This is a genomic window from Candidatus Pseudothioglobus sp. Uisw_050_01, from assembly GCF_048085775.1.
Lineage (GTDB): Bacteria > Pseudomonadota > Gammaproteobacteria > PS1 > Pseudothioglobaceae > Pseudothioglobus.
On record NZ_CP159804.1, the window covers coordinates 1,486,812 to 1,511,402 of the forward strand.

The window sequence follows — 24,591 nt, forward strand, 5'->3', positions numbered from 1 at the left end:
GTTAATTTCGAAGTGGCTTGCTATTTCTTAGCATAAACTCAATTCTTTCTTGCGTTTTCTGAGTGCCTAAAAGCTCGATAAAATACTTTCTCTCAAGATCTAATAGCATTTGCGAATTCACTATTGTATTTTCTTCAACTTCAGAGCCAGTCATTACTTTTGCCAGAGAGGTTATACAATACTTATCATGATCTGACATAAAGTGCCCTTCATAAAGGTTGGCAATTTGCGCCATAATGTTCGCATACCCAGCTTTTCCAACTACTTTAAATGTTGAATCTAAAGGAGATTTAAATCCAGATTCAAGTAATGACATTGCTTGTTGCTTTGCAACATAAAGTAACTCGTTTGGATTAGCAATAATTACATCATCATTTTTTAAATAGCCCATTTCTTTTGCCTCTAAAGCACTTGCTGAAACTTTTGCCATCGCAATTTGCTCAAAATGCTTAGAAAGCAAAGGAAATATATCATCTGTTTCTTTATTAAGAAATGCTCTTAAAGCCATTTCTTTACTGCCACAGCCCGCTGGTAAGGCACCAATACCAACTTCTACAAGGCCGATATAAGAATTCATTGAGGCTACTACTTTATTGCAATGTAATAAAAGCTCGCAGCCTCCACCAAGTGCAAGTCCATCAACTGCAGCCACTGTTACTATTTTGCCATGCTTTAAGCGCATCAATAATTCTTGCAGCATAGCTACTGTTTTTTTAATGGAATAAAGCTTACCAAGCTTAGGAAGCCCTGGATTCATAACTTCAAACGCCTTCTTTTTAGCTTTAGAGGCAACTCCTGGATCTTTTTCTAGTAGGCCTAGTTTAATAGCAGAAATTATTTCATATAGATTCGCTCCAGCACAAAAATGCTCTTGCTCCTGCTTAAAAATTAAAGCATGAAAACTATTTTCTTCAAGATAATCAAGACACTTTGGTAGTTCAGTTAAAACGTTTGAACTTAAAACATTCATTTTTGTTTTAAAAGAAACGCTAGCAATACCATCACCGATATCGAGTAACTTAGTTGCCTCGCCCTCGAGCAAAATATTTTGGTGATATTGCTTTTCACCCTGTAAAAGAGATTTATGTAAATGCCTTTCATAAACTGGATGAGATGATCTTGGAATATATTGATTCTTATTTGGATCAAAAGCTCCATCATCAGAATAAACAAAATCTTTATCCATAGCCCAATTTGGAAGGGGCTCTTTAGAAAGAGTTTTACCACCACTAATTTCAATATTCAAGGCCTCTCTAACCTTACTCCAACCGGTAAGCTGGACTTGCTCGAAGATGCCTTTCTGCCAAGCAAAGCCTGACTTTAATGCAAGATCAACACACCTTACTGTTTCAGCCACATGCTCTAAATGGAAAGAGGCGTAGTGAAAAACATCACGATGCACTGACCATAAAAATTGTGCTTGTAGATCATCAGATTTTGATAGCTCTAATAATGAGTTCTCAATATTCCCATTGTCTTTGAGTATTTTCTTGACCGTTGAACTAATAGTTTTATCTGAGAGTCTATATTCTCCAGTAGCTGGATCATAAACATTTATATTCTTTCCTACTTTCTCATATATGCCTTTTTTAGTCTTACTTCCTAATGACCCTTTTTCAATTAAATGATCAATCCAATCAGGCAATTTGAATAGTTCAACCCATGGATCATCCTTGGCATTTTCATAAATATTTTTTACAACATTTGACATCACATCAAGACCAACAACATCTAGAGTTCTGAATGTAGCACTAGCCGGCCTTCCAACCCTCTTACCAGTTAGTGCATCAACTGTATCAGCAGATAAAGAGAAATTTTCAGCATGCTTTAATACAGCCAAAAAAGAAAAAACGCCTATTCTGTTAGCAATAAATGCAGGACTATCTTTCGCATAAACAACTTCCTTTCCCAATGCCGAGGTAATAAATCCTTCAGCTAAATGAAGTAACTTTTCATCACTAAATGAAGTTCTTATTAATTCAACAAGTGGTAAATATCTAGGTGGATTAAAAAAGTGAACTCCAAAAATTCTACTTCTCAAGCTTTCAGGTGAATGCTCAGCAATTTTTTGAATTGATAACCCAGAAGTATTTGTCACGAGCACTGCATGATCATTTACATAAGGAGCTATTTTTAAGAAAAGTTGTTTTTTGATATCAATATTTTCGACAATTGACTCTATTATGAAATCACATTTTGATAGGGTATCTAGATTTTCATAAGTTGAGGTCTTAATTAAGCTCGCTATTGAAGGGCTCGCAAATGGCGTAGGTTTCAATTTTTTCATCATGGAGAGCGATTTCAATAGCGCCTCTTCACTTGTATCAAACATTACTACATCAAACCCTAAGTTTGCGAAGTGAGCAGCTATTTGCCCACCCATGGTTCCCGAGCCAAGAACGGCAATTTTGCTAAAGGATTTATCAAAATATTGTTTCATAATTTTCCTATATATTTAATTCTTTAAATTTTCAAAATCATCCACTTTTAGTGCTTCAAGAAGAGTGTCATTCCATCTAAGCCAATTTTCTTTATCTTCAGTGGTTAAAGTTTTATTATCAACAAGCCCTTGAAGCCAAAACTCTAAGGTAATACTTGGCTGATATTTGTATCCTGCTTTCTTGGCTTTGTCTCTGAGCACTTTTAATTTAATCCCAGCCTCATACCCCTGAAATAAAATATAGAAAGGGTGTCCAGGTTTTTCTCTTAAGTTGGAGCAAATACATGTAGATAAGTTGTCAATCAACCAGTCAATATCAGTAATAGAATTTGAAGTAGCAATAATTAATTTGTCATTAATTTTATCGCTAGTGACTGGAAATGGAAAAAGGAAAAATCTTATTATTGTCTTAACAACTCTATTAACTGGCATACTTTCTATATTTTCTCGCATCGCAAAATCAGCCTCTTTAACTAAAGTGAGAACTGATAATTTAAGAATACTTTCAATATTATCGTCATTTTGGAATTTCTCCTCATAAAGCTTTATGCATGAACTTATTTCATACATTGCAGAAATTGCATCGGCAAATCGGCCAGAAACCATCTCTTTTCTTTTTAAAGAACCACCTAACAATAAAGAGGCAATATCGGTTAAGACAGCAAACTTTGCAGATAAAACTGATAAGCTTCTGTAGTAAGGCTTTGTCGTTGTATTACCATAAGGTTTTGCCAACCTGCCCTTAGTCCAAGCATAGACAATTGCTCTAGCAATGTTATTAATAAAGCTTCCAACATGAGTTACTAGAGCTTTATCAAAATTCTTTATTGCATTCTTCCCGTCATCATGAAGCGCTGTTAATTCATCTAATAATGTTTTGTGGCACCTAACAAGTCCCTGTCCAAAAATCATTAAGCTTCTAGTTAGGATATTTGCGCCTTCAACAGTAATCGCAACTGGAGCACCAGAATAGACATTTGAAACATAATTTCTTTTGCCTTGCATAACTCCTCTTCCACCATGAACATCCATTGCATCTATTGAAGAATTTTGCAATAATTGGGTGTTTCTATATTTCACTATTGCTGAAATAATCGATGGTCGATGACCAGCATCAAGCGCCCAAGTAGAAAGATTAATGTTTGCAGTTGCTCGAAATGCATTTGTCGCAAGATTCGATAATTTCTCTTGGATTCCCTCCATTTTCGAAATTGGTATTCCAAACTGCTCACGAGTTTGTGCATAGGTACTTGTAGTTAAAAGCATAGCCTGCGTGGCAGATGCCCCAGTTACAGGCAATGAGATTCCTCTACCAACACTTAGGCACTCCATAAGCATTCTCCATCCATGGCCAATCATTTTTTCACCACCAATTACCCAGTCCATTGGTATAAAAACATCTTTACCATAAATAGGGCCATTTTGAAATGGCTCGCCAATTGGACGATGGCGTGTTCCTATTCTTAAGCCCTCAGTTTTTCTTGGAATAAGTGCACACGTAATTCCTAAATCATTTTTCTTATAAAGAGGGTGATCAGCTGGTAGTAAATTATCAGGGTCATATGCCTTAAAAGCCAAACCTATAACTGTAGCAATAGGTGCAAGGGTTATATAACGCTTTTCCCAATTTAATCTTAGTCCCAATACTTTATTACCTTCATGCTCACCATAACATACTATCCCATTATCAACCAGAGAGCCTGCATCAGAACCAGCAACTGTAGAGGTTAGTCCAAAGCATGGTACTTCTTTTCCTTTGGCTAAACGTGGCAAGTAATGTTGTTTTTGCTCTTCGGTCCCATACTTTAATAACAGCTCGCCAGGTCCTAAAGAATTTGGAACCATAACCGAAATTCCCAAAAATTGTGAGGCCGATGAAAGCCTTCCTACAATTATGGCATGCGCGAAATGAGAAAAACCGAGTCCATTAAATTCTTTTGGAATAATCAAGCCCAAGAATCCCTTATCAAAAATATACTGCCATACCTCTTTAGGCAAATCTTCACTGGAAACAATTTCGTAGGAATCGACCATACCACAAAGGGTTTCAACCTCATTATCAACAAAACTTTGCTCCTCATCGGTCAATTCAGTTGCCTCAAGCTCTGATAGCTTATTCCAATCAGGATTACCTTGAAATAACTCGGCATCCCACCAAACACTTCCTGCTTCAAGTGCAATACTTTCCGTTAATCCAATTGGAGGAAGGGATTTGCGCATTGACTTATAAAGCGGTTTAGTAAATAACAATAATCTAACACTTGGAACTATTAGAACACCTAAAGCTAAAAGAAAAAGAAGTAAAAGCTGAGCGCCAAAATGCTCAGCAATTACAGCGCCTGGATATGTCAAACCAACTGCTATTAGCCACAATTGCCATGGCTTAATTTGAAATCTCACTAAAGCTACTAGAATTAATACAATAGAAAGAAAGAAAGAAAGAAGTGAATATTGAAATATAGTTTCGAGCATAACAATTAATCCTTAATTAAAGCGTTGTCGTAAATGAATTATTAATTTAATAATTGAATAACTAGTATAGTTATAAAAATTAAATTTAAGTTATCATAATATAATAAAATATTAACATTTTATAACGCTTTATTTTCTAAGGATTGTGATTTTTATCTTAACTTTAAGTTGAATTAGTATGAATACAAATAGTGCAGTTTGGCGATCAATTCTAAGATTACAACAAATTTACCCAGAAAAAGTAAATGAAATTTGTAACGGGATTGGGTTATCAAAAAATATGCTATTAAATCCAAACTTATCACTACCAATTGATATTTTTTTAAACTTTTTTATCGAGGCTGAATCAGTTTTTAATGATGAGCTAATCTCAATAAATTATGCTCGATTAGCTCAAATAAGGCCTAACTATGCTGAAGCCTTTGGATTAATGTTTGTTTATTCTAGACACTTAAAAGAGGGCTTTAAGCTATTGCAAACTTATATAAATATTGAATTAGAAGGTATTAATTTTGTAATTAGGGAAGATCTCAATGAAGTTAAAGTGATATTTATTGCAAACCCAAAGATTCAGCACTCATCTGTTTATGAGAATCTATGCCTTTCAATACTTGCTGCCTTTATTAGGTCTAAAAGATTCCCAATTAAATGCATTAATACAAAAACTCATACCTTTGGAGGAGCCATAAAAGAAAAATCAGTTTTTAGTTGCCCAATTAACTCTCAAAGTGCTGAAACATCAATTGTAATTAGCAAAAAAAATTATTTAAAAAAGAATACTCTCTCAAACACGAAGCTTGTTGATTACTTAAAGTCAATTGTGCAAGAAAAAATCGATAAAAAGGTTAGTAAGGTTAATCTTGTTGAAAATATTGAAGTACTGATGAATAATTATGTAAATTATTATAGTAATATCAATATTCAAGAAATTTCAGATCAGCTTGGTGTCAGCACTATCCAGCTTCGCTATCAATTATCAAAAGAAAACACAACGTTTCGAAAGGTTCTAAATAACTTCAAGCTCAAAAAAGCCAAAAATATGCTTCAAAAAGGTCTTTCGGTTAAAGTAATTTCATATCAACTTGGCTACTCAGATCCCTCTTCATTTATTCGTTGGTTTATTGGCCAGACTAAATTAACGCCAACAACATTTAAAACAACTAATAAAGATTAAAGCGCTAAGAGATTGGCATTACCGCCAGATGCCGTTGTATCCTCTGTAATGACACGCTCATTAACTAATTGCCATGTCTCGTAAAGAGAACTCATAACTGGGGTAATCGCTGAGCGCTGATTAACTATTAACTTTTCCACTGACATCAAATTACCAAAAAATAATATTACTTTATACGATTCACTTTTCATCAACTTCAGGCTTGGCCCGTTAACCAATCTAAATATACTCTCTTTACCAAAGCCCAGCATAATTAGAGAGTTATATTCATCTTCTTTAATAAGACTAATAACGCTATTTCCTAATACAAGAGCTAGTAAAGTCTGCTTAAGTGCATCAATAGCTGTTGGACCAAGGCATAATGCTGTTCCTTTTGGTTTATATCTAATACTATTTGATTCACCAGTTGGCCCAGGCAAGGAAATCTTAGTTGCATATTTAGCTATTTCATCATGCAGAAAGTCAAAGAAATCACTCTCAATGAATGAAAACTGGTTTTTCATTTTAGTTATCAAATCTTCATTTATTAGAATGCTTGGCAAAATCAAATTATTAACTTGTGCATTCCCATAAAGTTTAAGTTCATGATCGGTTGTCTTAGTTGAGGCTATACTCTGGCTGTATCCATGAAGTGAACTTGGCCCTCCTGCTTTAGGGCCAGTTCCCGACAAGCCCTCGCCTCCAAAAGGTTGAGATCCAACAACAGCACCAATTTGATTTCGATTCACATAGATATTCCCAGCATTAACTCTGGACGTAATTTCCTCAACTTGCTTGTTAATTCTGGAATGTATACCAAACGTTAATCCAAAGCCTTTTGCATTTAATTGATCAATCATAGATTCCAACTCATCACTTTTGTATGAAATAACATGAAGGATTGGACCAAAAAACTCTTCATTGATTTCATCAATTGATTTAAGATTAATAATTGTTGGAGTTACATAATAGCCATTTTGAAGATCGCATTGAATTTCTCCAATTATTTGATTTCTTTTTCTAGAATTTTCAATATAGCCTTGAAGTTTTACTTTTGCATCATGATTTATAACTGGTCCACAGTCAGTAGATAAGTGTTTTGAATTTCCAATATGGAGCTCCATCATTGCCCCCTGAATCATCTTTAGAGTTTCATCAAAGCATTCGTCCTGAATCATTAGTATCCTAAGCGCAGAACAACGTTGCCCTGCACTTTTAAATGCTCCATCAATGACATCTCTTGTTACCTGCTCGCATAAGGCGGTTGAGTCTACTATCATTGCATTTAGGCCGCCAGTTTCAGCAATAACTCTTGCCCCTGGATTTCCATTTTTAATTAGGTTGTGTTTGATTTGTTTTGCTACAGCTGATGATCCTGTAAAGGCTACACCAGAAATTATTGAACTGCTAGTTAGGTAAGAACCAACATCTGAACCCTTTCCTAAGCAAAGCTGAAATACTCCTAAAGGAATTCCGGCCTCAATTAATAACTCACTTGCTCTATAGGCTATTAAAGAGGTACTCTCAGCAGGCTTAGCAATTACAACATTTCCAGCAGCAAGGGCAGCAGCAACCTGGCCTGTAAAAATTGCCAAAGGAAAGTTCCACGGGCTAATACAAACAAAAACTCCCATGGCTTGTCTTTTATTAGGAATTATATTATGTGCTAAGTTGGAATAATAGCGTAAAAAATCAACCGCCTCTCTAACCTCATCAATGGCATCTTGATAAGTCTTTCCAGCCTCTCGCATTGCAAGGGCCATCAATTCAAATTGGTTTTCTTCATAGAGTTCAGCGGCTCTATTTAAACTCTCATGAATTCTGTCTGGGTAATGAGAATTTAAATTAAATGCATTTTGTGCAGTTATTAAGCAGCGATCTAACTGTGATTGATTTGCATATAGCAAACTCCCCACAATATCAGAAGTATCAGATGGATTTTTTACTTCTTCTTGATTAGAGTCCTCAAGGGCTATCCCAGAAATCATTGATTTTGCTTGCCACTTTTTCTTTAACCAAGGCTCTTGAGATTGAAATAGTAAATCAACTTCATTCTGCTCAGTCAGCATAATACTTGATGAGTTTTGACGGATATTTTTAAAAATGTCTTTTGGAAGTGGGATTTTTGAATGAGAGTTATTAGTATCTTTTTCAACTTCAGAAAAAACATCTATTGCTAAGCTTTCTGGCTTAATATTCTCATCAAATAAATGATTAATAAAGGAACTATTAGCTCCATTCTCTAATAATCGCCTCATTAGATAAGCCAACAACTCCTTATGACTTCCAATTGGCGCGTATACCCTTGAAAGGACATTATATTTATTTTTTATATGGATATGAAGAGACTCGCCCATACCATGAAGTCTTTGTACTTCAAATCCAACATTATCTCCAGCAATTTCGCAAACGCTGACTAATGAATGTGCATTATGACTAGCGAATTGGGGGTAGATAAAATTCCTCATCAAGAGTAGTTTTTGAGCGCATACTAAGAATGAATAGTCAGTATTTATTTTTTTTGTAAAAACTGGATAATCAACTTCTCCCATAACTTGGGCTTTCTTAATTTCACTATCCCAATATGCCCCTTTGACTAGCCTTACCATTATCTTTAAATTATATTTTTTGCAGCTTTGGTAAAGCCAATCAATTACATATGGTGAACGCTTTTGATAAGCCTGAACTACCACTCCAAATCCTTGCCATGAGGTATTTGAAATCGAATCCATAATTCGATCAATAACGTCCAATGAGAGGTCTAAGCGCTCAGCCTCTTCGGCGTCAATATTAATTCCTATATTATATTTTTGAGCAATATTTACGAGCTCAATTATCCGAGGTAGTAATTCAGAGAGAACTCTCTCTCTGTGCATAAAATCATATTTAGGATGAAGCGCAGAAAGTTTTACCGATATTCCATCAGCCTCAAATACATTTTTTGATTGTCTATGCTTTCCAATTTCTATTAATGCATTCTTGTAAGATAAAAAATACTTGTCAGCATCTGCCATAGTCCAAGCAGCTTCTCCAAGCATGTCAAATGAATACAAACCATTTTTAGCCTTACTTGATTTAATTGCAGTTTTAATATTTTCAGCAAAGACAAACTGCTTAGCAAAAAATTGCATCACATTGTTTGCACTAAACCGTATACCGGGCCTCGATAGAATCTCTAACGCTTTTTTTACTCTATTTTTAATCTCATTATTACTTCCATTTGTAATCATCCTATCTGCAATACTAAGAGCAATAGTTGCAATATTAACCATAGATGATTTACTGCCACTAATATGCCTGGCCCAACCCTTTCTAGCAACTTTATCAATAAATAATTTATCCCTTGTTTTATTATCTGGAACTCGAAGAAAAGCCTCCACAAGAGTCATTAATGAAAGTCCTTCATCACTTGTTAAATTATATTCAGAAATAAACAATGACAATAGGTCTGGTTGATTTGAAGCTCTTATATCTCTGATAAGATTCGAGGTCTTTTTCTGAAAATCTATTCTCTGATATACGTCTGTTTTTTCAGACAACTTAAGCTGATCTAGGACTTCTGCTTCTGACATTACTCTTGCTTCTCTCATTTTTTTTCGAGAAGGTGTGTAATCTATATCAAATACTTTAGAAGTGTATTGATCCTGCATTTTTAAAGATATATTTTAAAATAATAACAATTTTAATTTAAATTAAATAGTCATAATAACTATAATTTTTTTTAAATACATATAATAAAACTTATTTATTTAAAATTTAATTATAATAGATCTATTATTTTAATTTATTTAGTGATTATGCCTACTATTGATAGTTTCGACCATAAGATTCTTAAGCTCCTTCAAAGTGATGGTCGAATGACTGTTACTGAATTGTCTAATCAAATTGGGTTATCTAAAACCCCTTGTTTAAATCGTATTAAAAAATTAGAGACGCTAGGATATATCAAAGGCTATAAGGCCATTATTGATCATGAGTTAGTTGAGAATAACCATATTGCATTTGTTCAAATTAAGATGAATGATACAAAAACTGCCGCACTAAATTCATTCAATAGAGCAATTAAAGATATAACAGAAGTAGAACAATGTCATATGATTGCATCAAATTTCGATTACTTATTAAAAATCAGAACGCAAAATATGGAGAGTTATCGAAAGGTCTTAGGTGAAAAAATTTCATCACTACCAAATGTTCAGCACAGCTCAACCTTTGTCGTTATGGAAGAAATAGTAACCAGTATGTATAAATAGAACTAGCTTAGTTTGGCTTTAATTAATTGGGAAACCACGCCCATATCTGCTTTACCATCAAGCTGGCCTTTAAGAACCCCCATTAGCTTACCCATATCTTTCATAGAGTCAGCTCCAGTTTCAGAAATAGCTTTAATAACTGCAGCCTCAACCTCATCTTTACTTAGTTGCTTTGGCATGTAGTTATTTATAATTAAAAGCTCTGCTTCTTCAATATCAACCAAGTCAGTTCTTCCAGCGTCTGAAAATTGTGATATGGAATCTTTACGCTGCTTGACCATTTTTTGAATAACAGATAAAACCTGTCCATCAGTCAATTCAATGCGATCATCTATTTCTTTTTGTTTGATTGCCCCTAGAATCATACGAATTGCTTTAAGGGCTTCTTTGTCTTTAGCCTTCATTGCTAACTTCATGTCGTTAGTAATGAGTTGTTTTAGCTGTGACATATTTTGATTTACTTTTGCACTATAAATAGTGATTAGTACATACGTTTACGGTGAATACGATTTTTTGACATTTCTTTATGAGTTCTTTTAACTGCAGCAGCTTTTTTACGCTTATTAACCCACGTAGGCTTCTCAAAATACTCTTTTTTCCTAACATCTGTAATAACACCCGCTCTATCACAAAGACGTCTGAAACGACGAAGTGCAATATCAAATGGTTCGTTCTCTCTTACTTTAATTGCTGGCATATGGTAATTCCTTTATGATTCTTTTTTTGACGCTTTAGCTTTAGTTTCTTTTTTGGGTGCAGCAGCTTTAGTTTCTTTTTTAGGTGCAGCAGCTTTAGTTTCTTTTTTAGGTGCAGCAGCTTTAGTTTCTTTTTTAGGTGCAGCAGCTTTAGTTTCTTTTTTAGGTGCAGCAGCTTTAGTTTCTTTTTTAGGTGCAGCAGCTTTAGTTTCTTTTTTAGGTGCAGCAGCTTTAGTTTCTTTTTTAGGTGCAGCAGCTTTAGTTTCTTTTTTAGGTGCCTCAATAATAACCTCTTCTTGGCCTTCAAAATCAACTAATTGAACTAATGCCATTGGAGCTTTATCACCTGTACGAAAACCTGCTTTTAAAATACGTATATATCCACCAGGACGATCTTGATAAAAAGGGCCCAATTGCGTAAACAACTTAGCAACCATTGCATCATCTCTTAGTTTAGAGAAAATATGACGACGATTAGCAACGCTATCTGCCTTAGCTCTTGTAATTAAAGGCTCGATAACGCGTCTTAATTCTTTCGCTTTAGGAAGTGTTGTTTTAATTGTTTCATGCAGAATTAATGAATTAGCCATATTCTTAAACATGGCTTTTCTATGCGATGAATTTCTATTTAATTGTCTACCTGACTTTCTGTGTCTCATTATTTATCCTTATTCACTCATTAAGTCAACTGGTGGCCAGTTTTCAATTTCTGTACCAAGCTCTAGGTTTTTCTCTGTCAAAACTTCTTTAATTTCATTAAGTGACTTACGTCCCAAGTTTGGAGTTCTAAGTAAGTCTTGCTCTGATTTTTGAATCAAGTCACCAATATAATAGATTTGTTCAGCTTTCAAACAGTTTGCAGAGCGAACTGTTAATTCAAGCTCATCGACAGCTGATAAATACATTGGAGGAAAGTCATCTGAAGTTGGTTGAGGCTCTTCTTCGATTACTGGCTCTAACTCAACAAATGAGGATAATTGATCTTGTAGAATTGTAGCAGCTCTCTTCACAGCATCTTCGGCATCAACTGAACCATTAGTTTCAATAATGATGTTCAATCTATCTAAGTTGACTTTTTGTTCAACCCTTGCAGATTCAACTGTAAAGCTAACCCTCTTAATTGGCGAAAAGCTAGCATCTAACTGAATACTTCCAATTGTTTCAGAATCAACTGATCTAGCGACAGCAACGTCATAACCATAACCAGTACCAATAACAATAGTCATTCTAATTTTCCCACCTTCATTTACTGTAGCAATTACCTTCTCAGGGTTAAATACTGATACGTCTGTACCATTTGCCTCAATATCTGCAACTGTAAGCTCACATGGACCTTGTTTTTCAATAATCACTGTAGCGCTATCACTTGAATTTAGGCCAATAGAAGCTTCTTTAAGATTGAGAAGTATATCTAGAACATCTTCTTGAACACCTTCAATAGTTGAAAATTCATGCATTACACCATCAATTGCGACTTCAATAATCGCAGAACCAACCATAGAAGATAATAACGTTCTTCTAATTGAATTTCCTAAAGTATGTCCAAAACCTCTTTCAAAAGGCTCTAGAACAACGCGATATTCGTTTTTAGACAACTCAACTGAATCTACTAGTTTTGGTTTTAGAAAATCTCTTGCACTTCCTTGCATATTTAATTCCTATTTAGAATACAATTCAACGATTAATTGCTCTGAAATATCTGAAGATAATTCATCGCGAGCAGGAACATTTTTAAAAACACCTTTCAATGCTTTATTATCAACATCCAACCACTCTGATAATCCACTCTGACCAGAAATTTCAAGTGCTAGTTGAATTCGGCTTTGTTTTTTTGCTTTTTCTCGAACAGAGATTTCATCATTTGCACTTACTTGAAAAGAAGGTATATTAACCAGCTTACCGTTTACTACAATTGACTTATGGGACACTAATTGTCTTGCTTCCGCACGCGTTGAAGCGAAACCCATTCTATAGACAACATTATCAAGACGACACTCAAGAAGAGATAGTAAATTTTCACCAGTTGGTCCTTTTTTTGCACTAGCTTTTTTATAATAAAGACTAAATTGCTTTTCCAGTACACCATAAATACGTCTAACTTTTTGTTTTTCACGGAGCTGCAATCCATACTCACTTCCTTTTTGACGACGGGCATTTGCTCCGTGAACACCAGGAAGTTGTGTTAATTTACATTTAGAATCGATAGATCTAATTCCACTCTTAAGCTCTAAGTCCACACCTTCACGGCGCGCTAATTTACATGTAGGACCTGTATATCTTGCCATAATTTATCCTTATACTCTACGTTTCTTAGAAGGACGACAACCATTATGAGGTATAGGCGTCACATCTGTTATTGATTGAATTTTTAAACCTTGTGCATTCAAGCCTCTAATTGCAGAATCACGGCCTGGGCCTGGGCCTTTAACTCGAACTTCTATATTTTTCATTCCAAAAGCTTGAGCCTTTTCACCACAATTACCTGCTGCAACTTGAGCTGCAAAGGGCGTTGATTTTCTTGAGCCTCTAAATCCTGCACCACCTGAAGTTGCCCAGCATAAAGTGTTCCCATGACGGTCTGTAATCATCACAATAGTATTATTAAAAGTTGCATGAATATGTGCAATACCGTCAGAGACGATCTTCTTAGATTTTTTCTTAGCTGTTTGCTCTTTTGCCATAATAACTTATGCCTTAATTATTTAATTAAACGACGCGGACCCTTGCGAGTTCTAGCGTTTGTTTTCGTTCTTTGGCCACGTAACGGTAATCCCTTTCTGTGACGTATACCACGGTAGCAACCTAAATCTCTTAGGCGTTTTATGTTCATTGCAACATCACGCCTCAAATCACCTTCAACTTCAAATTGAGAAACAGCTCCACGAATTGCTTCTAGTTGATCTTCAGTTAGTGCAGACACCTTAGTACTTTGCTCTAATTTAAGTGTTTTACAAATTAATTTTGATCTAGTTTCTCCAATACCAAAAATTGATTGTAAACCAATTATAATATGTTTATTTGTTGGAATATTTATGCCTGCAATACGTGCCATATAATCTACCTATGCCTCTAAAAATTTTATTTTTGAATGGATAATTCCACTCAAAATTTTATAGTTGAAAAATCGTGCAATTTTACTTTGTAAATGAACGCCTGTCAATGTCATCAACCTTGTCTCTGCTTATGGCGAGGCTCTTTACATATGACACGAATTACTCCATGTCTTTTAATAATTTTGCAATCTTTACAAATTTTTTTAACTGATGCTCTTACTTTCATAACTTACCCTTACTTTAAATTTGCTTTACGCATTAAGCCTTCATACTGATTGGACATCATATGAGACTGCGCTTGTGCTATAAAATCCATTACTACAACAACGATAATTAAAAGACTAGTTCCACCAAAGTAGAACGGAACATTCCAATACAAAATTAAAAACTCTGGAAGTAGGCATACTGCTGTTATATAAATAGCACCTACTGCTGTTAGTCTTGAAGTTACTGCGTCTATATAGTCTGCCGAATGCTGTCCAGGTCTAATGCCTGGTATAAATCCACCTGATTTCCTTAAATTATCTGCTGTATCTTTTGCGTTGAAAGTAAGAGCTGTATAGAAAAAGGTAAAAAAGATAATTGCAGCACCATAAAAAATTATGTAGAGAGGCTGGCCTGGTGAAATGCTTGAAGTAATATCTGCTAACCATTCCATTCCCTCAGATTGAGAAAACCATCCACCTAAAGTTGCTGGAAATAAAATAATACTTGATGCAAAAATAGGCGGAATAACACCTGCCATATTAATCTTGAGTGGTAAATAGGATGTCTGACCACCAACCATTTTTCTTCCCTGTTGTCTTTTAGCATAATTAACAGCAATTCGTCTTTGTCCTCTTTCCATGAAAACTACAAAAGCCATTACAAGAACTACCATTACCAGCATAAGTACGACAACAAATACACTTAACTCTCCAGTACCAACCATACTAAGAGTATTACCAAATGAAGCTGGCAAGCCTGCAACAATACCTGCAAAGATTATCATTGAAATTCCATTACCAATTCCTTTCTCACTAATCTGCTCACCAAGCCACATCAAAAATAAAGTACCAGTAGTTAATGTAACTACTGTTACAAAACTAAATGTAAGGCCAGGATTTGTAACTAACGCTACGCCTCCACCTGATTGAGACTGAAGTGCAATTGACACTCCATATGATTGAAATACTGCTAAAAATACTGTACCCATTCTAGTATATTGAGTAATTGTTCTTCTTCCTCGATCACCTTCTTTTTTAAGTTGCTCAAACTTAGGAACAACTGCTGTCATCAGGTTCATAATAATTGAAGATGAAATGTAAGGCATGATTCCAAGCGTGAAGATTGATAAGCGTTCTAAGGCTCCACCTGAAAACATATTCATCATTCCTAGAATACCAGTTCTGTTATCTTCCACAAGTGAAGCTAACGCAGTCTGTGATATAAATGGAATCACAATATGCGTTCCAAGTCTGAAAACGATTAAAGCACCAACTAAGTATAGGATGCGTTTTAATAGATCGTCACTCATATCCTTACTCGCTTATGGTTCCTTTAGCAGTCTCAATAGCTGCTTTAGCACCCTTAGTTGGCTTAATTCCTACTAGGTTAATAGCGCGATTGATTTCACCTGAAAGCATAACCTTGACTCTTAATATATTTTTAGTAACTAGGTTGTGCTTCTTAAGAACATCAATATTTATATCAGTTTCAGTTAACTTATCAAGCTGAGATAGTGTTACCTGAGATGTTATTATTGAAACCCTTGACGAGAAACCAACCTTAGGCAATCTTCTTTGAAGTGGCATCTGACCACCTTCAAAACCAACCTTCGAAAATCCACCAGATCGAGATTTTTGACCTTTATGTCCTCTTCCAGCTGTCTTACCCATTCCAGAACCGATGCCTCTTCCGACACGCTTCCTGCTAGTTTTTTCACCTATTGCAGGCTTCAAAGTATTTAAATTCATTATTTAACCCTCTACTTTTAATAAGTAAGACACTTTATTGATCATACCTCTTACCTCTGGCGTGTCCTCAAGAATAACCGTATGGTTAATTCTTTTTAATCCTAAACCAGTTACTGTCGCACGATGCTTAGGAAGGCGACCATAAAAACTTTTAATTAATGTCACACTTACCGTTGACTTTGTAGACACAGCTTTTTTAGTAGGTGCTTTTTTAGTTTCAACTACTTTAGAAGTCGCAACCTTAGCAACTACTTTTTTAGGAGTTGACTTCTTAGGAGCCACTTTTGTTTCTACTTTTTTCTCAGCCATCACACTTCTCCAGTAATTTGTTCAACCGTTTTACCTCGCTTTGCAGCGACTATTTGTGGCGATGACATTTGAGTTAAACCTTCAACAGTAGCTCTAACAACACTAATTGGGTTACGAGTACCATTACACTTTGCCAAAATATTATGAACTCCAACTGCCTCTAAAACACTTCGCATGGGTCCACCAGCAATTACGCCTGTTCCTTCAGAGGCAGGCTGCATATATACTTTAGCAGCTCCAACAGATGATGTAATAGGGTAGTGCAATGTTCCATTTACTAATGGGACAGGCTTCATAGCTCTTTTAGCTTTATCCATTGCTTTTTGAATAGCTAAAGGAACTTCACGAGCTTTTCCAGTTCCGTATCCAACTTTTCCGTTTCCATCACCAACTACTACTAGAGCAGAGAAACCAAAAATTCTACCGCCTTTGACAACTTTAACTACGCGTCGAATATTAACCAGCTTTTCGATGAATTCACTTTCTTCTTTATAATTATTTCTTTTATTATCAGCCATTCTTTAAACCTTAAGTTTACTTAATTAAAAATCTAATCCGCCTTCTCTTGCCGCTTCAGCAAGGGCTTTTACTCGTCCATGATACTTAAATCCTGAACGATCAAATGCGACCTTAGAAACTTTAGCTTTTTTAGCAGCCTTTGCTATCAAATCTCCCACCTTTGAAGCAGCTTCAACATTTCCACCATTCTTCATTTTTAAAGATATGCTCGATGCAGAAGCTAATGTTTTCGTTCCACAACCACTAATGATCTGAGCATATATATGCTGAGAAGATTTGAATACACATAAACGCTCTACATCTCTTTCAGCATGTTTAGCTCTAAATTTTGTTGCTCTTCTTAAGCGAGCATCTTTTTTTGATAATTTCATTTAACTACCTTAATCAATTATTTTTTCTTAGCAGCTTTACGAACAACCTGCTCATCTGTATAACGAACACCTTTACCTTTATATGGCTCTGGAGGACGAAATGCTCTAATTTCTGCTGCAGCTTGACCAACTTTCTGCTTATCAATACCTTTAACAATAACCTCTGTCTGCGAAGGAGTTTCAACAGAAATACCTTCAGGCAAGTTATAGTTAACTGGGTGAGAAAAACCTAAAGTTAAGTTTAATACTTTGCCTTGCGCTTTAGCACGATAACCAACTCCAATTAGTGTTAGCTTCTTCTCCCAGCCTTCGGTAACACCTTTAATTAAATTTGCTGTATTTGCTCTTACTGTTCCAGCCTGAGCCCATGCACTTTTTTGTTCTTTCTTACTAACTTCATTTGGCTCAAAGGTTAATACATTATCGTTATTAGAAACAAGGACTGCTGAATTAACGTGCATTGTCATTTCACCAAGTTTTCCTTTGACCGAAATTAATCCTTCAGCTTGCGTAATATTTACGCCTTCAGGGATTGTAATTGGTGCTTTTGCAATTCTAGACATTCTTAATCTCCAATATTATGAAACACTGCACAAGACTTCACCACCAATATTTTGGGCTTTGGCAGCTTGACCTGTCATAACACCTTTTGGTGTTGAAACAATGACAATACCTAAACCATTCATAATTCTTGGCATCTCGTCTTTGCTCGCATAATGTCTTAAGCTAGGCTTAGAAATTCTGTTTAAGGATTCAATAACTGGCTGGTCATCAAAATATTTTAATTTTATTACTAACGTTTTGTTAGCAGCTTTATCACCTTCAATAGCAAAAGAAGTGATATAACCTTCGTCTTGCATAACACTGGCAATCGCCGACTTCAAATTTGAAGCTGGGATACTTACTTGATCTTTATTAACTGCTTGTGCATTCCTAATTCTAGTCAACATATCAGCTATTGGGTCAGACATACTCATATTAAACTCCTACCAGCTTGCTTTAGATAATCCAGGGACTTCACCATTCATAGTGCGCTCTCTGAGTTGGGATTTGGCCAAGCCAAATTTACGATAAAACCCATGAGGTCGACCTGAAAGACCACATCGGTTACGTTGACGAACAGGTGAAGCGTCTCTTGGAAGTGATTGTAATTTAATCACCGCCTGGAAACGGTCTTCATCAGAGGTATGAATACTCTTAATAATTTTTTTAAGTTCAAGACGTCTTTCCTTAAACTTTTCGACCAATTTTGATCGCTTCACATCTCTGTGAATCATAGACTTTTTAGCCATTATTTTCTCCTTTAAATGGAAAATTAAACATCGCCAATAGTTTCTTAGCATCTTCATCATTTTTTGCATTAGTAGTGATAGCAATATCCATACCGCGCACTTTTGTTACTTTATCAAATTCAATTTCTGGGAACACAATCTGTTCAGTAATACCCATGTTGTAGTTTCCGCGACCATCAAACGATTTATCATTAAGTCCACGAAAATCTCTAATACGAGGTATTGCAACATTCACTAAACGGTCTAAGAATTCATACATTCTTTCTTTTCTCAAGGTAACTTTACACCCAATAGCATTTCCTTCTCTAAGTTTAAAGCTTGCTACTGACTTTCTTGCTAAACAAGTCATTGGCTTTTGTGAAGAAATTAGTCCTAACTCCTCAAGAGCACTTTCTAGTATTTTTTTATCTCCTAATGCACTGCCTAATCCCATATTTATTGTTATTTTTTCAATCTTAGGGACTGACATTGTATTAGTGACACCTAATTCTTCCTTTAATTTAGGAAGAATTTCATTTTTGTATTGTTCTTGTAATCTAGACACTTGTCACCTATTTATTTGTTATATCAAAGTACGGATTCGCCGCTCGATTTATAAAATCTTTCTTTCACACCTTTATCATCTGTTCTAATACCTATACGATCTGCTTTTTTTGAAGTTGGGTTGTAAATTGCAACATTAGAAATACTTAATGGCATTTCCTTTTCTTCAATACCACCCTGAATACCTTCCTGAGGATTAGCACGAACATGTTTCTTAGCTAGATTTAAACCTTCTACAATAACTTTTACTCCAAGGACATTTTTTACAGATCCAATTGAGCCCTTATCCTTTCCTGCAATAACTATCACTTCATCATTTTTTTTAATTTTCATCATTACAGAACCTCTGGTGCAAGTGAAACAATTTTCATAAACTGTGCGTTTCTTAATTCACGAGTCACAGGTCCAAAAATACGTGTACCAATTGGCTCTAATTTTGGATTCAACAACACTACAGCATTATTATCAAAGCGAATTCTAGAGCCATCACTTCGGCGAACACCTTGAGCAGTTCTAACAACTACTGCATCATATACATCACCTTTCTTAACTTTACCTCGAGGAGATGCTTCTTTGATACTAACTTTAATAACATCACCAATATTGGCATAACGGCGCTTTGAACCGCCTAAAACTTTAATACACATAGCCTTAACCCCACCACTATTGTCAGCTATATGTAATCTTGTTTGCATTTGAATCATATTCTTCTCTCTAAAATGCTACTAGTTAATCAATATTTACAGATTTTTCAACAACTTCTACCAAGGCCCAATTCTTTGTTTTTGAGAAAGGCTTTGATTCAGAAACTCTTACTACATCACCAAGACCACATTCATTCTTCTCATCATGTGCATGAACTTTTGTGCTTCGTTTAATATATTTTTTATAAATTGGATGGCGTACTTTGCGCTCAACTAAAACAGCAATTGTTTTATCACGGCTATTACTTACAACCTTGCCTGTTAATATTCTTTCTACTGAATTAGTTTCACTCATAACTTCTTCTCATTAATTATTGTTTTAATTTGGGCAATTGCTTTCTTTGTTTTACTAAGCTTTGATAAATCACTTAACTGAGAAGTGCTCTGCTGCATACGCAATTCAAAGTGCTCCTTAAGCAATGTTATAAGCTGATCATTTAACTGAGACTCGTCTTGATCTCTTAATTCTTTAACATCCATTACATTATTGTCCGTTTAATTACTGTTGTTTTGACTGGAAGCTTTGCAGCTGCAAGCTCAAAAGCTTCTCTAGCAACGACTTCATCTACACCCTGCATTTCAAATAACATCTGTCCAGGTTTAATTAACGCAACCCAATATTCAACACTACCTTTACCTTTTCCCATACGAACTTCAAGGGGTTTTTTAGTAATTGGTTTATCGGGAAATACACGAATCCAAATTTTTCCTTGGCGCTTAACATGTCTGGTCATTGCTCGACGTGCTGCTTCAATCTGCCTAGCAGTCATTCGACACCTTCCAGTTGCTTGAAGGCCAATATCACCAAAGCTTACATTGTGGCCAGCAGCTAAACCGCGGTTGCGGTTTTTCATCATTTTTCTAAATTTTGTACGTTTAGGTTGCAACATTTCTTTATTCCTTTACTTCTTTACTGTTTGTTTTCCAGCACCACGCTTTGAAACTTCTTCAATAGTGCCTTTATTATGATCTAGAATTTCACCTTTGAAAATCCATACTTTAATGCCAATAACTCCATACTGAGTATTCGCCCTATAACTGCTATAGTCAACGTCAGCTCTAAATGTATGTAATGGAACACGTCCTTCGCGATACCACTCAGATCGAGCTATTTCAGCTCCATTTAATCGACCACTTACCATTATCTTAATTCCTAGTGCACCCAATCTTGTTGCGTTACCTAAAACTCTCTTTACTGCGCGTCTATACATCACTCGCTTTTCAAGTTGTTGTGCAATATTTTCAGCAACTAAACGAGCATCTAATTCTGGTTGCTTCACTTCTTCAATACTTATATGGACAGGAACGCCCATCATTTTTGAAACCAAGTTCTTCAACTTCTCAATATCAGCACCTTTTTTACCAATTACAATTCCAGGTCTAGCTGTATGAATAATAACTTTAGCAGTGTTTGACAATCTTTCAATACTTATGCGACTTACAGATGCAGTACTTAATTCTTTGAATAAGAAGTCTCTTACTGCAATGTCAGACAACAAATATTCGGAATAATTTTTACTACTGGCGTACCACTTTGAATGCCAATCTTTAACAATTCCTAATCTTATGCCTACTGGATTTACTTTTTGACCCATAATTTTTTACTCGCTTACGCCAACACTAATGTGGCTTGATCGTTTAAGAATACGATTCGCTCTACCTTTTGCTCTTGGGCGAATACGTTTCATTGTAGAACCTTCGTTTACGAAAATACTACTTACCTTTAGTTCATCTACATCTAATCCATCATTATGCTCAGCATTAGAAATCGCCGAACTTAGAACTTTTTTTACAAGTACTGCAGCTTTTTTATTGCTAAATGTCAAAATACTCAAAGCCTCTTCCACCGGCTTGTTTCGAATTTGATCAGCAATTAATCTAACTTTAAAAGGTGAGATTTTTGCGTATTTATGAATTGCTTTAACTTCTATCATTATGTCACCTTATGCTTACGATTTACGGTCACCGGAGTGACTCTTGAATGTTCTTGTTACGGCAAACTCGCCTAATTTATGACCAATCATATTTTCATTTATTGAAACTGGAACATGATTACGACCATTATGTATAGCTATTGTCAGCCCAATCATTTCAGGAACAATAACTGATCGACGCGACCAAGTCTTAATTGGTTTTCTGTCATTATTATCTTGAGCCTTCAATACTTTCTTAATTAAATGCTCATCTACAAATGGACCTTTTCTAAGTGATCTTGCCATAATTTCCCTTTAATTCCTTCGACGTACGATAAGCTTATCAGTACGTTTATTGCTACGTGTTTTGTATCCTTTAGTAGGAGTACCCCAAGGAGAAACTGGATGTCTACCACCACTAGTTTTTCCTTCACCACCACCATGTGGGTGATCAACTGGATTCATTACTACACCACGAACTGTCGGTCTAACACCTCTCCAACGAGTGGCTCCAGCTTTTCCTAATTTTCTTAAGCTATGCTCTGACTTTGAAACTTCACCAAGTGTTGCACGGCATTCAGCTAAAACTTTTCTTACTTCACCAGACCGAAGTCTAAGAGTGACATAGTTACCTTCTTTGGCAACTAGCTGGACTGATGTACCAGCACTTCGTGCAATTTGAGCTCCTTTTTGTGGCTTAAGCTCAACACAATGTATAACACTACCAAGTGGTATATTACTCAAAGGTAAAGTATTTCCTTTTTGTATTGCAACTGAATTTCCAGAAACAACCTGATCACCTGCATTAACACCCTTAGGCGCAATAATGTAACGTCTTTCACCATCAGCATACAAGACAAGAGCAATATTTGCACTTCTATTTGGATCATATTCAATTCTTTCAACTATTGCAGTAATATCATCCTTATTACGCTTGAAGTCAATAATACGATATCTTTGTTTATGGCCTCCACCTCTATGCCTAACAGTAATTTTTCCACGGTTATTACGACCATTTATTCTATTCTTACTTTCTGTTAAAGCTGCAAAAGGCTTACCTTTGTGCAAATCTTTATCAACTACACTGACAACATGTCTTCTGCCAGGTGAGGTTGGTTTTCTTTTTATAACTATTGCCATAATAAATTCTCTATGAGGCAGTAGCGTCAATCATCTGACCTTCAGACACTTTAACGACTGCTTTTTTCCAATTAACACGCTGTCCAGCTTTACCTTTGTAAATCTTTCTCTTGCCTTTTACATTTGAAGTAGTAACACCTTCAACAGTAACTCCAAATAACTCTTCAACTGCAGCCTTCACTTCTCTCTTATTACTATCAGGTCTAACCTTAAAGACGTACTGGTTATTAGCAGATGCTAAAGTAGATTTTTCAGAAACAATTGGCCCAAGTAGGACGCTTAATATTTTTTCTTTATTCATAACATTGCCTCAACTTTTTTTAATGCGGCTTTTGTCATAACTACATTGTCATAACCAATTAAGCTTACTGGGTCTATACTTTGAGTATCGCATACACCAACATGGTATAAATTCCTTGAAGACAAGTACAAGTTCTCATCTAGCTCATCTGTCATTAACAAAGCATCCTTAAGGTTTAAGGATTTCATTAGTGACGTAACATTTTTTGTTTTTGGTTCAGTAATTTCAAGATCTGAAACTATCTTTAAGCGGTCATTACGAAGTAGCTCTGAAAATATAACACTAATTGCACCTTTGTACATTTTTTTATTAACTTTTTGAGAGTAGTTACGAGGCTGAGCAGCAAAAGTTACTCCACCACTTCTCCAAATAGGTCCACGTGAAGTACCTGCTCTAGCACGCCCTGTACCTTTCTGCTTCCAAGGCTTCTTACCACCACCACTGACTGCAGCACGATTTTTTTGTGCTTTAGTGCCACTTCTACCACCTGCCATATAAGCAGTTGTTATTTGATGAACTAATGATTCATTATAGTTCCGACCAAAAATATCATCTGAAACTTCTTGAGAAGTAGATTTGTTCGTTTTTAAATTTAATACTTTTACTTTCATCATTAGACCTTTAAATAACTATTTATTAAGCTTCAGTTTCTTTATCTTGATTTTGTTCAATATCTGTTGCAACATCTTCAACTACAGGAGCTTCAACTATTGCTTCCACTGATGCCTCAACTAACGTTTCTTCAACTTCTTCAACTGGAGCCACTTGTTGTTCAGATAGCTGCTTACTTATCTCAGAATTAATTTTATTCTTTTTATCTGACAAAAATACTCTTACAAAGCCATTTTTAGAACCTGGAATGGCACCTTTAACTAACAACAAATTACGCTCACTATCAACTCTAAGTATCTCCAGACATTCTTCTGTCACTTGAGCATTACCCATTTGACCAGCCATTTTTTTACCTTTGAATACGCGACCTGGATCTTGACATTGTCCTGTAGAACCAATCGCACGGTGAGAAACTGAGTTTCCATGAGTTGCATCTTGCATACTAAAGTTATGGCGCTTTACGCCACCTTGAAATCCTTTACCTTTTGACTTTCCTGTGACATTCACGTAATGTCCAGCGCCAAAATATGAAACATCAAGATTAGGCATATCAGAAACTTCATTTTCACTAACTCTAATTTCCCAAAGTCCAAGGCCAATTTCTTGAGAAGCTTTTGCATAATGACCTTTTAACGAGCTAGAAACACGACGAATTTTTGCGTCACCCTTCTTATTAGTCTTTTTGCCAGTCGTGACTTGAATTGCATTATAACCATCGGTATCAACAGACTTGCTCTGCACTACTCGATTAGGCTCTATCTTAATGACGCTAACAGAAGATGCTGAACCATCGTTAGCCATCAAACGCGTCATTCCTAATTTTTTTCCCACTAATGCAATTGCCATTTTATTAATCCTTTCTGTTC

At 35.6% G+C, this 24,591-nt stretch carries 33 protein-coding genes and 1 pseudogene; 2 read left to right on the forward strand and 32 right to left on the reverse strand.

From position 1 onward, the window contains the following. Position 1 precedes the first annotated feature (1 nt). Positions 2-2,440 carry a 3-hydroxyacyl-CoA dehydrogenase/enoyl-CoA hydratase family protein gene (locus ABXT51_RS07495; protein ID WP_416695021.1) on the reverse strand — a complete coding sequence of 813 codons (2,439 nt, stop codon included), beginning with the start codon at positions 2,438-2,440 and terminating at the stop codon, positions 2-4. A 15-nt stretch (positions 2,441-2,455) separates the two neighbouring features. Beyond that, positions 2,456-4,912: an acyl-CoA dehydrogenase gene (locus ABXT51_RS07500; RefSeq protein ID WP_416695024.1), complete on the reverse strand. Its 2,457-nt coding sequence runs from the start codon at positions 4,910-4,912 to the stop codon at positions 2,456-2,458. A gap of 178 nt (positions 4,913-5,090) precedes the next feature. Here ABXT51_RS07500 and ABXT51_RS07505 point away from each other — a divergent pair, with 178 nt between their 5' ends. Continuing rightward, complete coding sequence (locus ABXT51_RS07505) at positions 5,091-6,086, forward strand: helix-turn-helix domain-containing protein (protein WP_416695027.1); 996 nt, start codon at positions 5,091-5,093, stop codon at positions 6,084-6,086. Here ABXT51_RS07505 and putA read toward each other — a convergent pair. Then, positions 6,083-9,715: a bifunctional proline dehydrogenase/L-glutamate gamma-semialdehyde dehydrogenase PutA gene (putA, locus tag ABXT51_RS07510; RefSeq protein ID WP_416695030.1), complete on the reverse strand. Its 3,633-nt coding sequence runs from the start codon at positions 9,713-9,715 to the stop codon at positions 6,083-6,085. The two genes, ABXT51_RS07505 and putA, sit on opposite strands and share 4 nt — an antisense overlap. A 147-nt stretch (positions 9,716-9,862) precedes the next feature. Between putA and ABXT51_RS07515 the strand changes: the two genes are divergently transcribed. Continuing rightward, positions 9,863-10,318, forward strand: coding sequence for an Lrp/AsnC family transcriptional regulator (locus ABXT51_RS07515; protein WP_416695033.1), 456 nt, complete (start codon positions 9,863-9,865; stop codon positions 10,316-10,318). 2 nt (positions 10,319-10,320) lie between these two features. Here ABXT51_RS07515 and ABXT51_RS07520 read toward each other — a convergent pair whose 3' ends face one another. The 29 genes and pseudogenes from ABXT51_RS07520 to rplC form a co-directional block, all read right to left on the reverse strand. Then, positions 10,321-10,767: a GatB/YqeY domain-containing protein gene (locus ABXT51_RS07520; RefSeq protein WP_416695036.1), complete on the reverse strand. Its 447-nt coding sequence runs from the start codon at positions 10,765-10,767 to the stop codon at positions 10,321-10,323. 32 nt (positions 10,768-10,799) lie between these two features. Beyond that, positions 10,800-11,015 (reverse strand): 30S ribosomal protein S21, encoded by a 216-nt coding sequence (gene rpsU / locus ABXT51_RS07525; protein ID WP_416651608.1) that lies wholly within the window; start codon positions 11,013-11,015, stop codon positions 10,800-10,802. A gap of 276 nt (positions 11,016-11,291) precedes the next feature. Further along, a pseudogene (gene rplQ / locus ABXT51_RS07530) lies at positions 11,292-11,672 on the reverse strand (50S ribosomal protein L17); the annotation flags it as partial. A gap of 9 nt (positions 11,673-11,681) precedes the next feature. Continuing rightward, positions 11,682-12,662: a DNA-directed RNA polymerase subunit alpha gene (locus ABXT51_RS07535; protein WP_416695039.1), complete on the reverse strand. Its 981-nt coding sequence runs from the start codon at positions 12,660-12,662 to the stop codon at positions 11,682-11,684. Between the two features lie 9 nt (positions 12,663-12,671). Then, positions 12,672-13,298, reverse strand: coding sequence for a 30S ribosomal protein S4 (gene rpsD, locus ABXT51_RS07540; RefSeq protein WP_271537420.1), 627 nt, complete (start codon positions 13,296-13,298; stop codon positions 12,672-12,674). A 9-nt stretch (positions 13,299-13,307) separates the two neighbouring features. Then, entirely contained in the window at positions 13,308-13,694 is a 387-nt protein-coding gene (gene rpsK / locus ABXT51_RS07545; protein WP_416695042.1) for a 30S ribosomal protein S11, read from the reverse strand. Positions 13,695-13,711: 17 nt separating this feature from the next. Continuing rightward, complete coding sequence (gene rpsM / locus ABXT51_RS07550) at positions 13,712-14,065, reverse strand: 30S ribosomal protein S13 (RefSeq protein WP_416695045.1); 354 nt, start codon at positions 14,063-14,065, stop codon at positions 13,712-13,714. A gap of 113 nt (positions 14,066-14,178) precedes the next feature. Beyond that, complete coding sequence (gene rpmJ, locus ABXT51_RS07555) at positions 14,179-14,292, reverse strand: 50S ribosomal protein L36 (RefSeq protein ID WP_020026342.1); 114 nt, start codon at positions 14,290-14,292, stop codon at positions 14,179-14,181. 9 nt (positions 14,293-14,301) lie between these two features. Continuing rightward, positions 14,302-15,582: a preprotein translocase subunit SecY gene (secY, locus tag ABXT51_RS07560; protein WP_416695049.1), complete on the reverse strand. Its 1,281-nt coding sequence runs from the start codon at positions 15,580-15,582 to the stop codon at positions 14,302-14,304. Between the two features lie 4 nt (positions 15,583-15,586). Beyond that, a complete protein-coding gene (gene rplO / locus ABXT51_RS07565; RefSeq protein ID WP_416695052.1) occupies positions 15,587-16,021 on the reverse strand; it encodes a 50S ribosomal protein L15 in 435 nt (144 codons plus the stop codon). A 3-nt stretch (positions 16,022-16,024) separates the two neighbouring features. Continuing rightward, on the reverse strand, positions 16,025-16,330 hold the full coding sequence (gene rpmD / locus ABXT51_RS07570) for a 50S ribosomal protein L30 (RefSeq protein WP_416695055.1): 306 nt from the start codon (positions 16,328-16,330) through the stop codon (positions 16,025-16,027). Beyond that, complete coding sequence (gene rpsE, locus ABXT51_RS07575) at positions 16,330-16,848, reverse strand: 30S ribosomal protein S5 (RefSeq protein WP_271537431.1); 519 nt, start codon at positions 16,846-16,848, stop codon at positions 16,330-16,332. The genes rpmD and rpsE overlap by 1 nt, the downstream gene beginning before the upstream one ends. A 24-nt stretch (positions 16,849-16,872) precedes the next feature. Next, positions 16,873-17,220 carry a 50S ribosomal protein L18 gene (gene rplR, locus ABXT51_RS07580; RefSeq protein WP_271537433.1) on the reverse strand — a complete coding sequence of 116 codons (348 nt, stop codon included), beginning with the start codon at positions 17,218-17,220 and terminating at the stop codon, positions 16,873-16,875. 17 nt (positions 17,221-17,237) lie between these two features. After that, positions 17,238-17,783 carry a 50S ribosomal protein L6 gene (gene rplF / locus ABXT51_RS07585; protein WP_416695059.1) on the reverse strand — a complete coding sequence of 182 codons (546 nt, stop codon included), beginning with the start codon at positions 17,781-17,783 and terminating at the stop codon, positions 17,238-17,240. Positions 17,784-17,798: 15 nt separating this feature from the next. Further along, on the reverse strand, positions 17,799-18,197 hold the full coding sequence (gene rpsH / locus ABXT51_RS07590) for a 30S ribosomal protein S8 (RefSeq protein WP_416651621.1): 399 nt from the start codon (positions 18,195-18,197) through the stop codon (positions 17,799-17,801). A gap of 9 nt (positions 18,198-18,206) precedes the next feature. Further along, positions 18,207-18,512 (reverse strand): 30S ribosomal protein S14, encoded by a 306-nt coding sequence (gene rpsN, locus ABXT51_RS07595; RefSeq protein WP_271537438.1) that lies wholly within the window; start codon positions 18,510-18,512, stop codon positions 18,207-18,209. Next, entirely contained in the window at positions 18,505-19,056 is a 552-nt protein-coding gene (rplE, locus tag ABXT51_RS07600) for a 50S ribosomal protein L5 (protein ID WP_271537440.1), read from the reverse strand. Before rplE ends, rpsN begins: the two co-directional genes overlap by 8 nt. Before the next feature lie 23 nt (positions 19,057-19,079). Then, positions 19,080-19,391 carry a 50S ribosomal protein L24 gene (rplX, locus tag ABXT51_RS07605; protein WP_416695061.1) on the reverse strand — a complete coding sequence of 104 codons (312 nt, stop codon included), beginning with the start codon at positions 19,389-19,391 and terminating at the stop codon, positions 19,080-19,082. Continuing rightward, a complete protein-coding gene (gene rplN, locus ABXT51_RS07610; protein WP_271537442.1) occupies positions 19,391-19,759 on the reverse strand; it encodes a 50S ribosomal protein L14 in 369 nt (122 codons plus the stop codon). The genes rplX and rplN overlap by 1 nt, the downstream gene beginning before the upstream one ends. A 25-nt stretch (positions 19,760-19,784) precedes the next feature. After that, positions 19,785-20,054: a 30S ribosomal protein S17 gene (gene rpsQ, locus ABXT51_RS07615; RefSeq protein ID WP_271537443.1), complete on the reverse strand. Its 270-nt coding sequence runs from the start codon at positions 20,052-20,054 to the stop codon at positions 19,785-19,787. Then, positions 20,051-20,239: a 50S ribosomal protein L29 gene (rpmC, locus tag ABXT51_RS07620; RefSeq protein WP_416695064.1), complete on the reverse strand. Its 189-nt coding sequence runs from the start codon at positions 20,237-20,239 to the stop codon at positions 20,051-20,053. Before rpmC ends, rpsQ begins: the two co-directional genes overlap by 4 nt. Then, positions 20,239-20,649: a 50S ribosomal protein L16 gene (gene rplP / locus ABXT51_RS07625; RefSeq protein WP_271537445.1), complete on the reverse strand. Its 411-nt coding sequence runs from the start codon at positions 20,647-20,649 to the stop codon at positions 20,239-20,241. The genes rpmC and rplP overlap by 1 nt, the downstream gene beginning before the upstream one ends. A 12-nt stretch (positions 20,650-20,661) precedes the next feature. Beyond that, positions 20,662-21,354: a 30S ribosomal protein S3 gene (rpsC, locus tag ABXT51_RS07630; protein WP_416695066.1), complete on the reverse strand. Its 693-nt coding sequence runs from the start codon at positions 21,352-21,354 to the stop codon at positions 20,662-20,664. Between the two features lie 6 nt (positions 21,355-21,360). Beyond that, a complete protein-coding gene (rplV, locus tag ABXT51_RS07635) occupies positions 21,361-21,690 on the reverse strand; it encodes a 50S ribosomal protein L22 (protein WP_271537475.1) in 330 nt (109 codons plus the stop codon). A gap of 18 nt (positions 21,691-21,708) precedes the next feature. Next, entirely contained in the window at positions 21,709-21,978 is a 270-nt protein-coding gene (gene rpsS / locus ABXT51_RS07640) for a 30S ribosomal protein S19 (protein WP_271537450.1), read from the reverse strand. A gap of 9 nt (positions 21,979-21,987) precedes the next feature. Further along, positions 21,988-22,812 carry a 50S ribosomal protein L2 gene (gene rplB / locus ABXT51_RS07645; protein ID WP_416695068.1) on the reverse strand — a complete coding sequence of 275 codons (825 nt, stop codon included), beginning with the start codon at positions 22,810-22,812 and terminating at the stop codon, positions 21,988-21,990. A gap of 10 nt (positions 22,813-22,822) precedes the next feature. Continuing rightward, positions 22,823-23,113 (reverse strand): 50S ribosomal protein L23, encoded by a 291-nt coding sequence (rplW, locus tag ABXT51_RS07650; protein ID WP_416686645.1) that lies wholly within the window; start codon positions 23,111-23,113, stop codon positions 22,823-22,825. Next, complete coding sequence (gene rplD, locus ABXT51_RS07655; protein WP_271537455.1) at positions 23,110-23,724, reverse strand: 50S ribosomal protein L4; 615 nt, start codon at positions 23,722-23,724, stop codon at positions 23,110-23,112. Before rplD ends, rplW begins: the two co-directional genes overlap by 4 nt. Positions 23,725-23,749: 25 nt before the next feature. Beyond that, positions 23,750-24,571 (reverse strand): 50S ribosomal protein L3, encoded by an 822-nt coding sequence (rplC, locus tag ABXT51_RS07660; protein ID WP_416695070.1) that lies wholly within the window; start codon positions 24,569-24,571, stop codon positions 23,750-23,752. Positions 24,572-24,591: the final 20 nt, after the last annotated feature.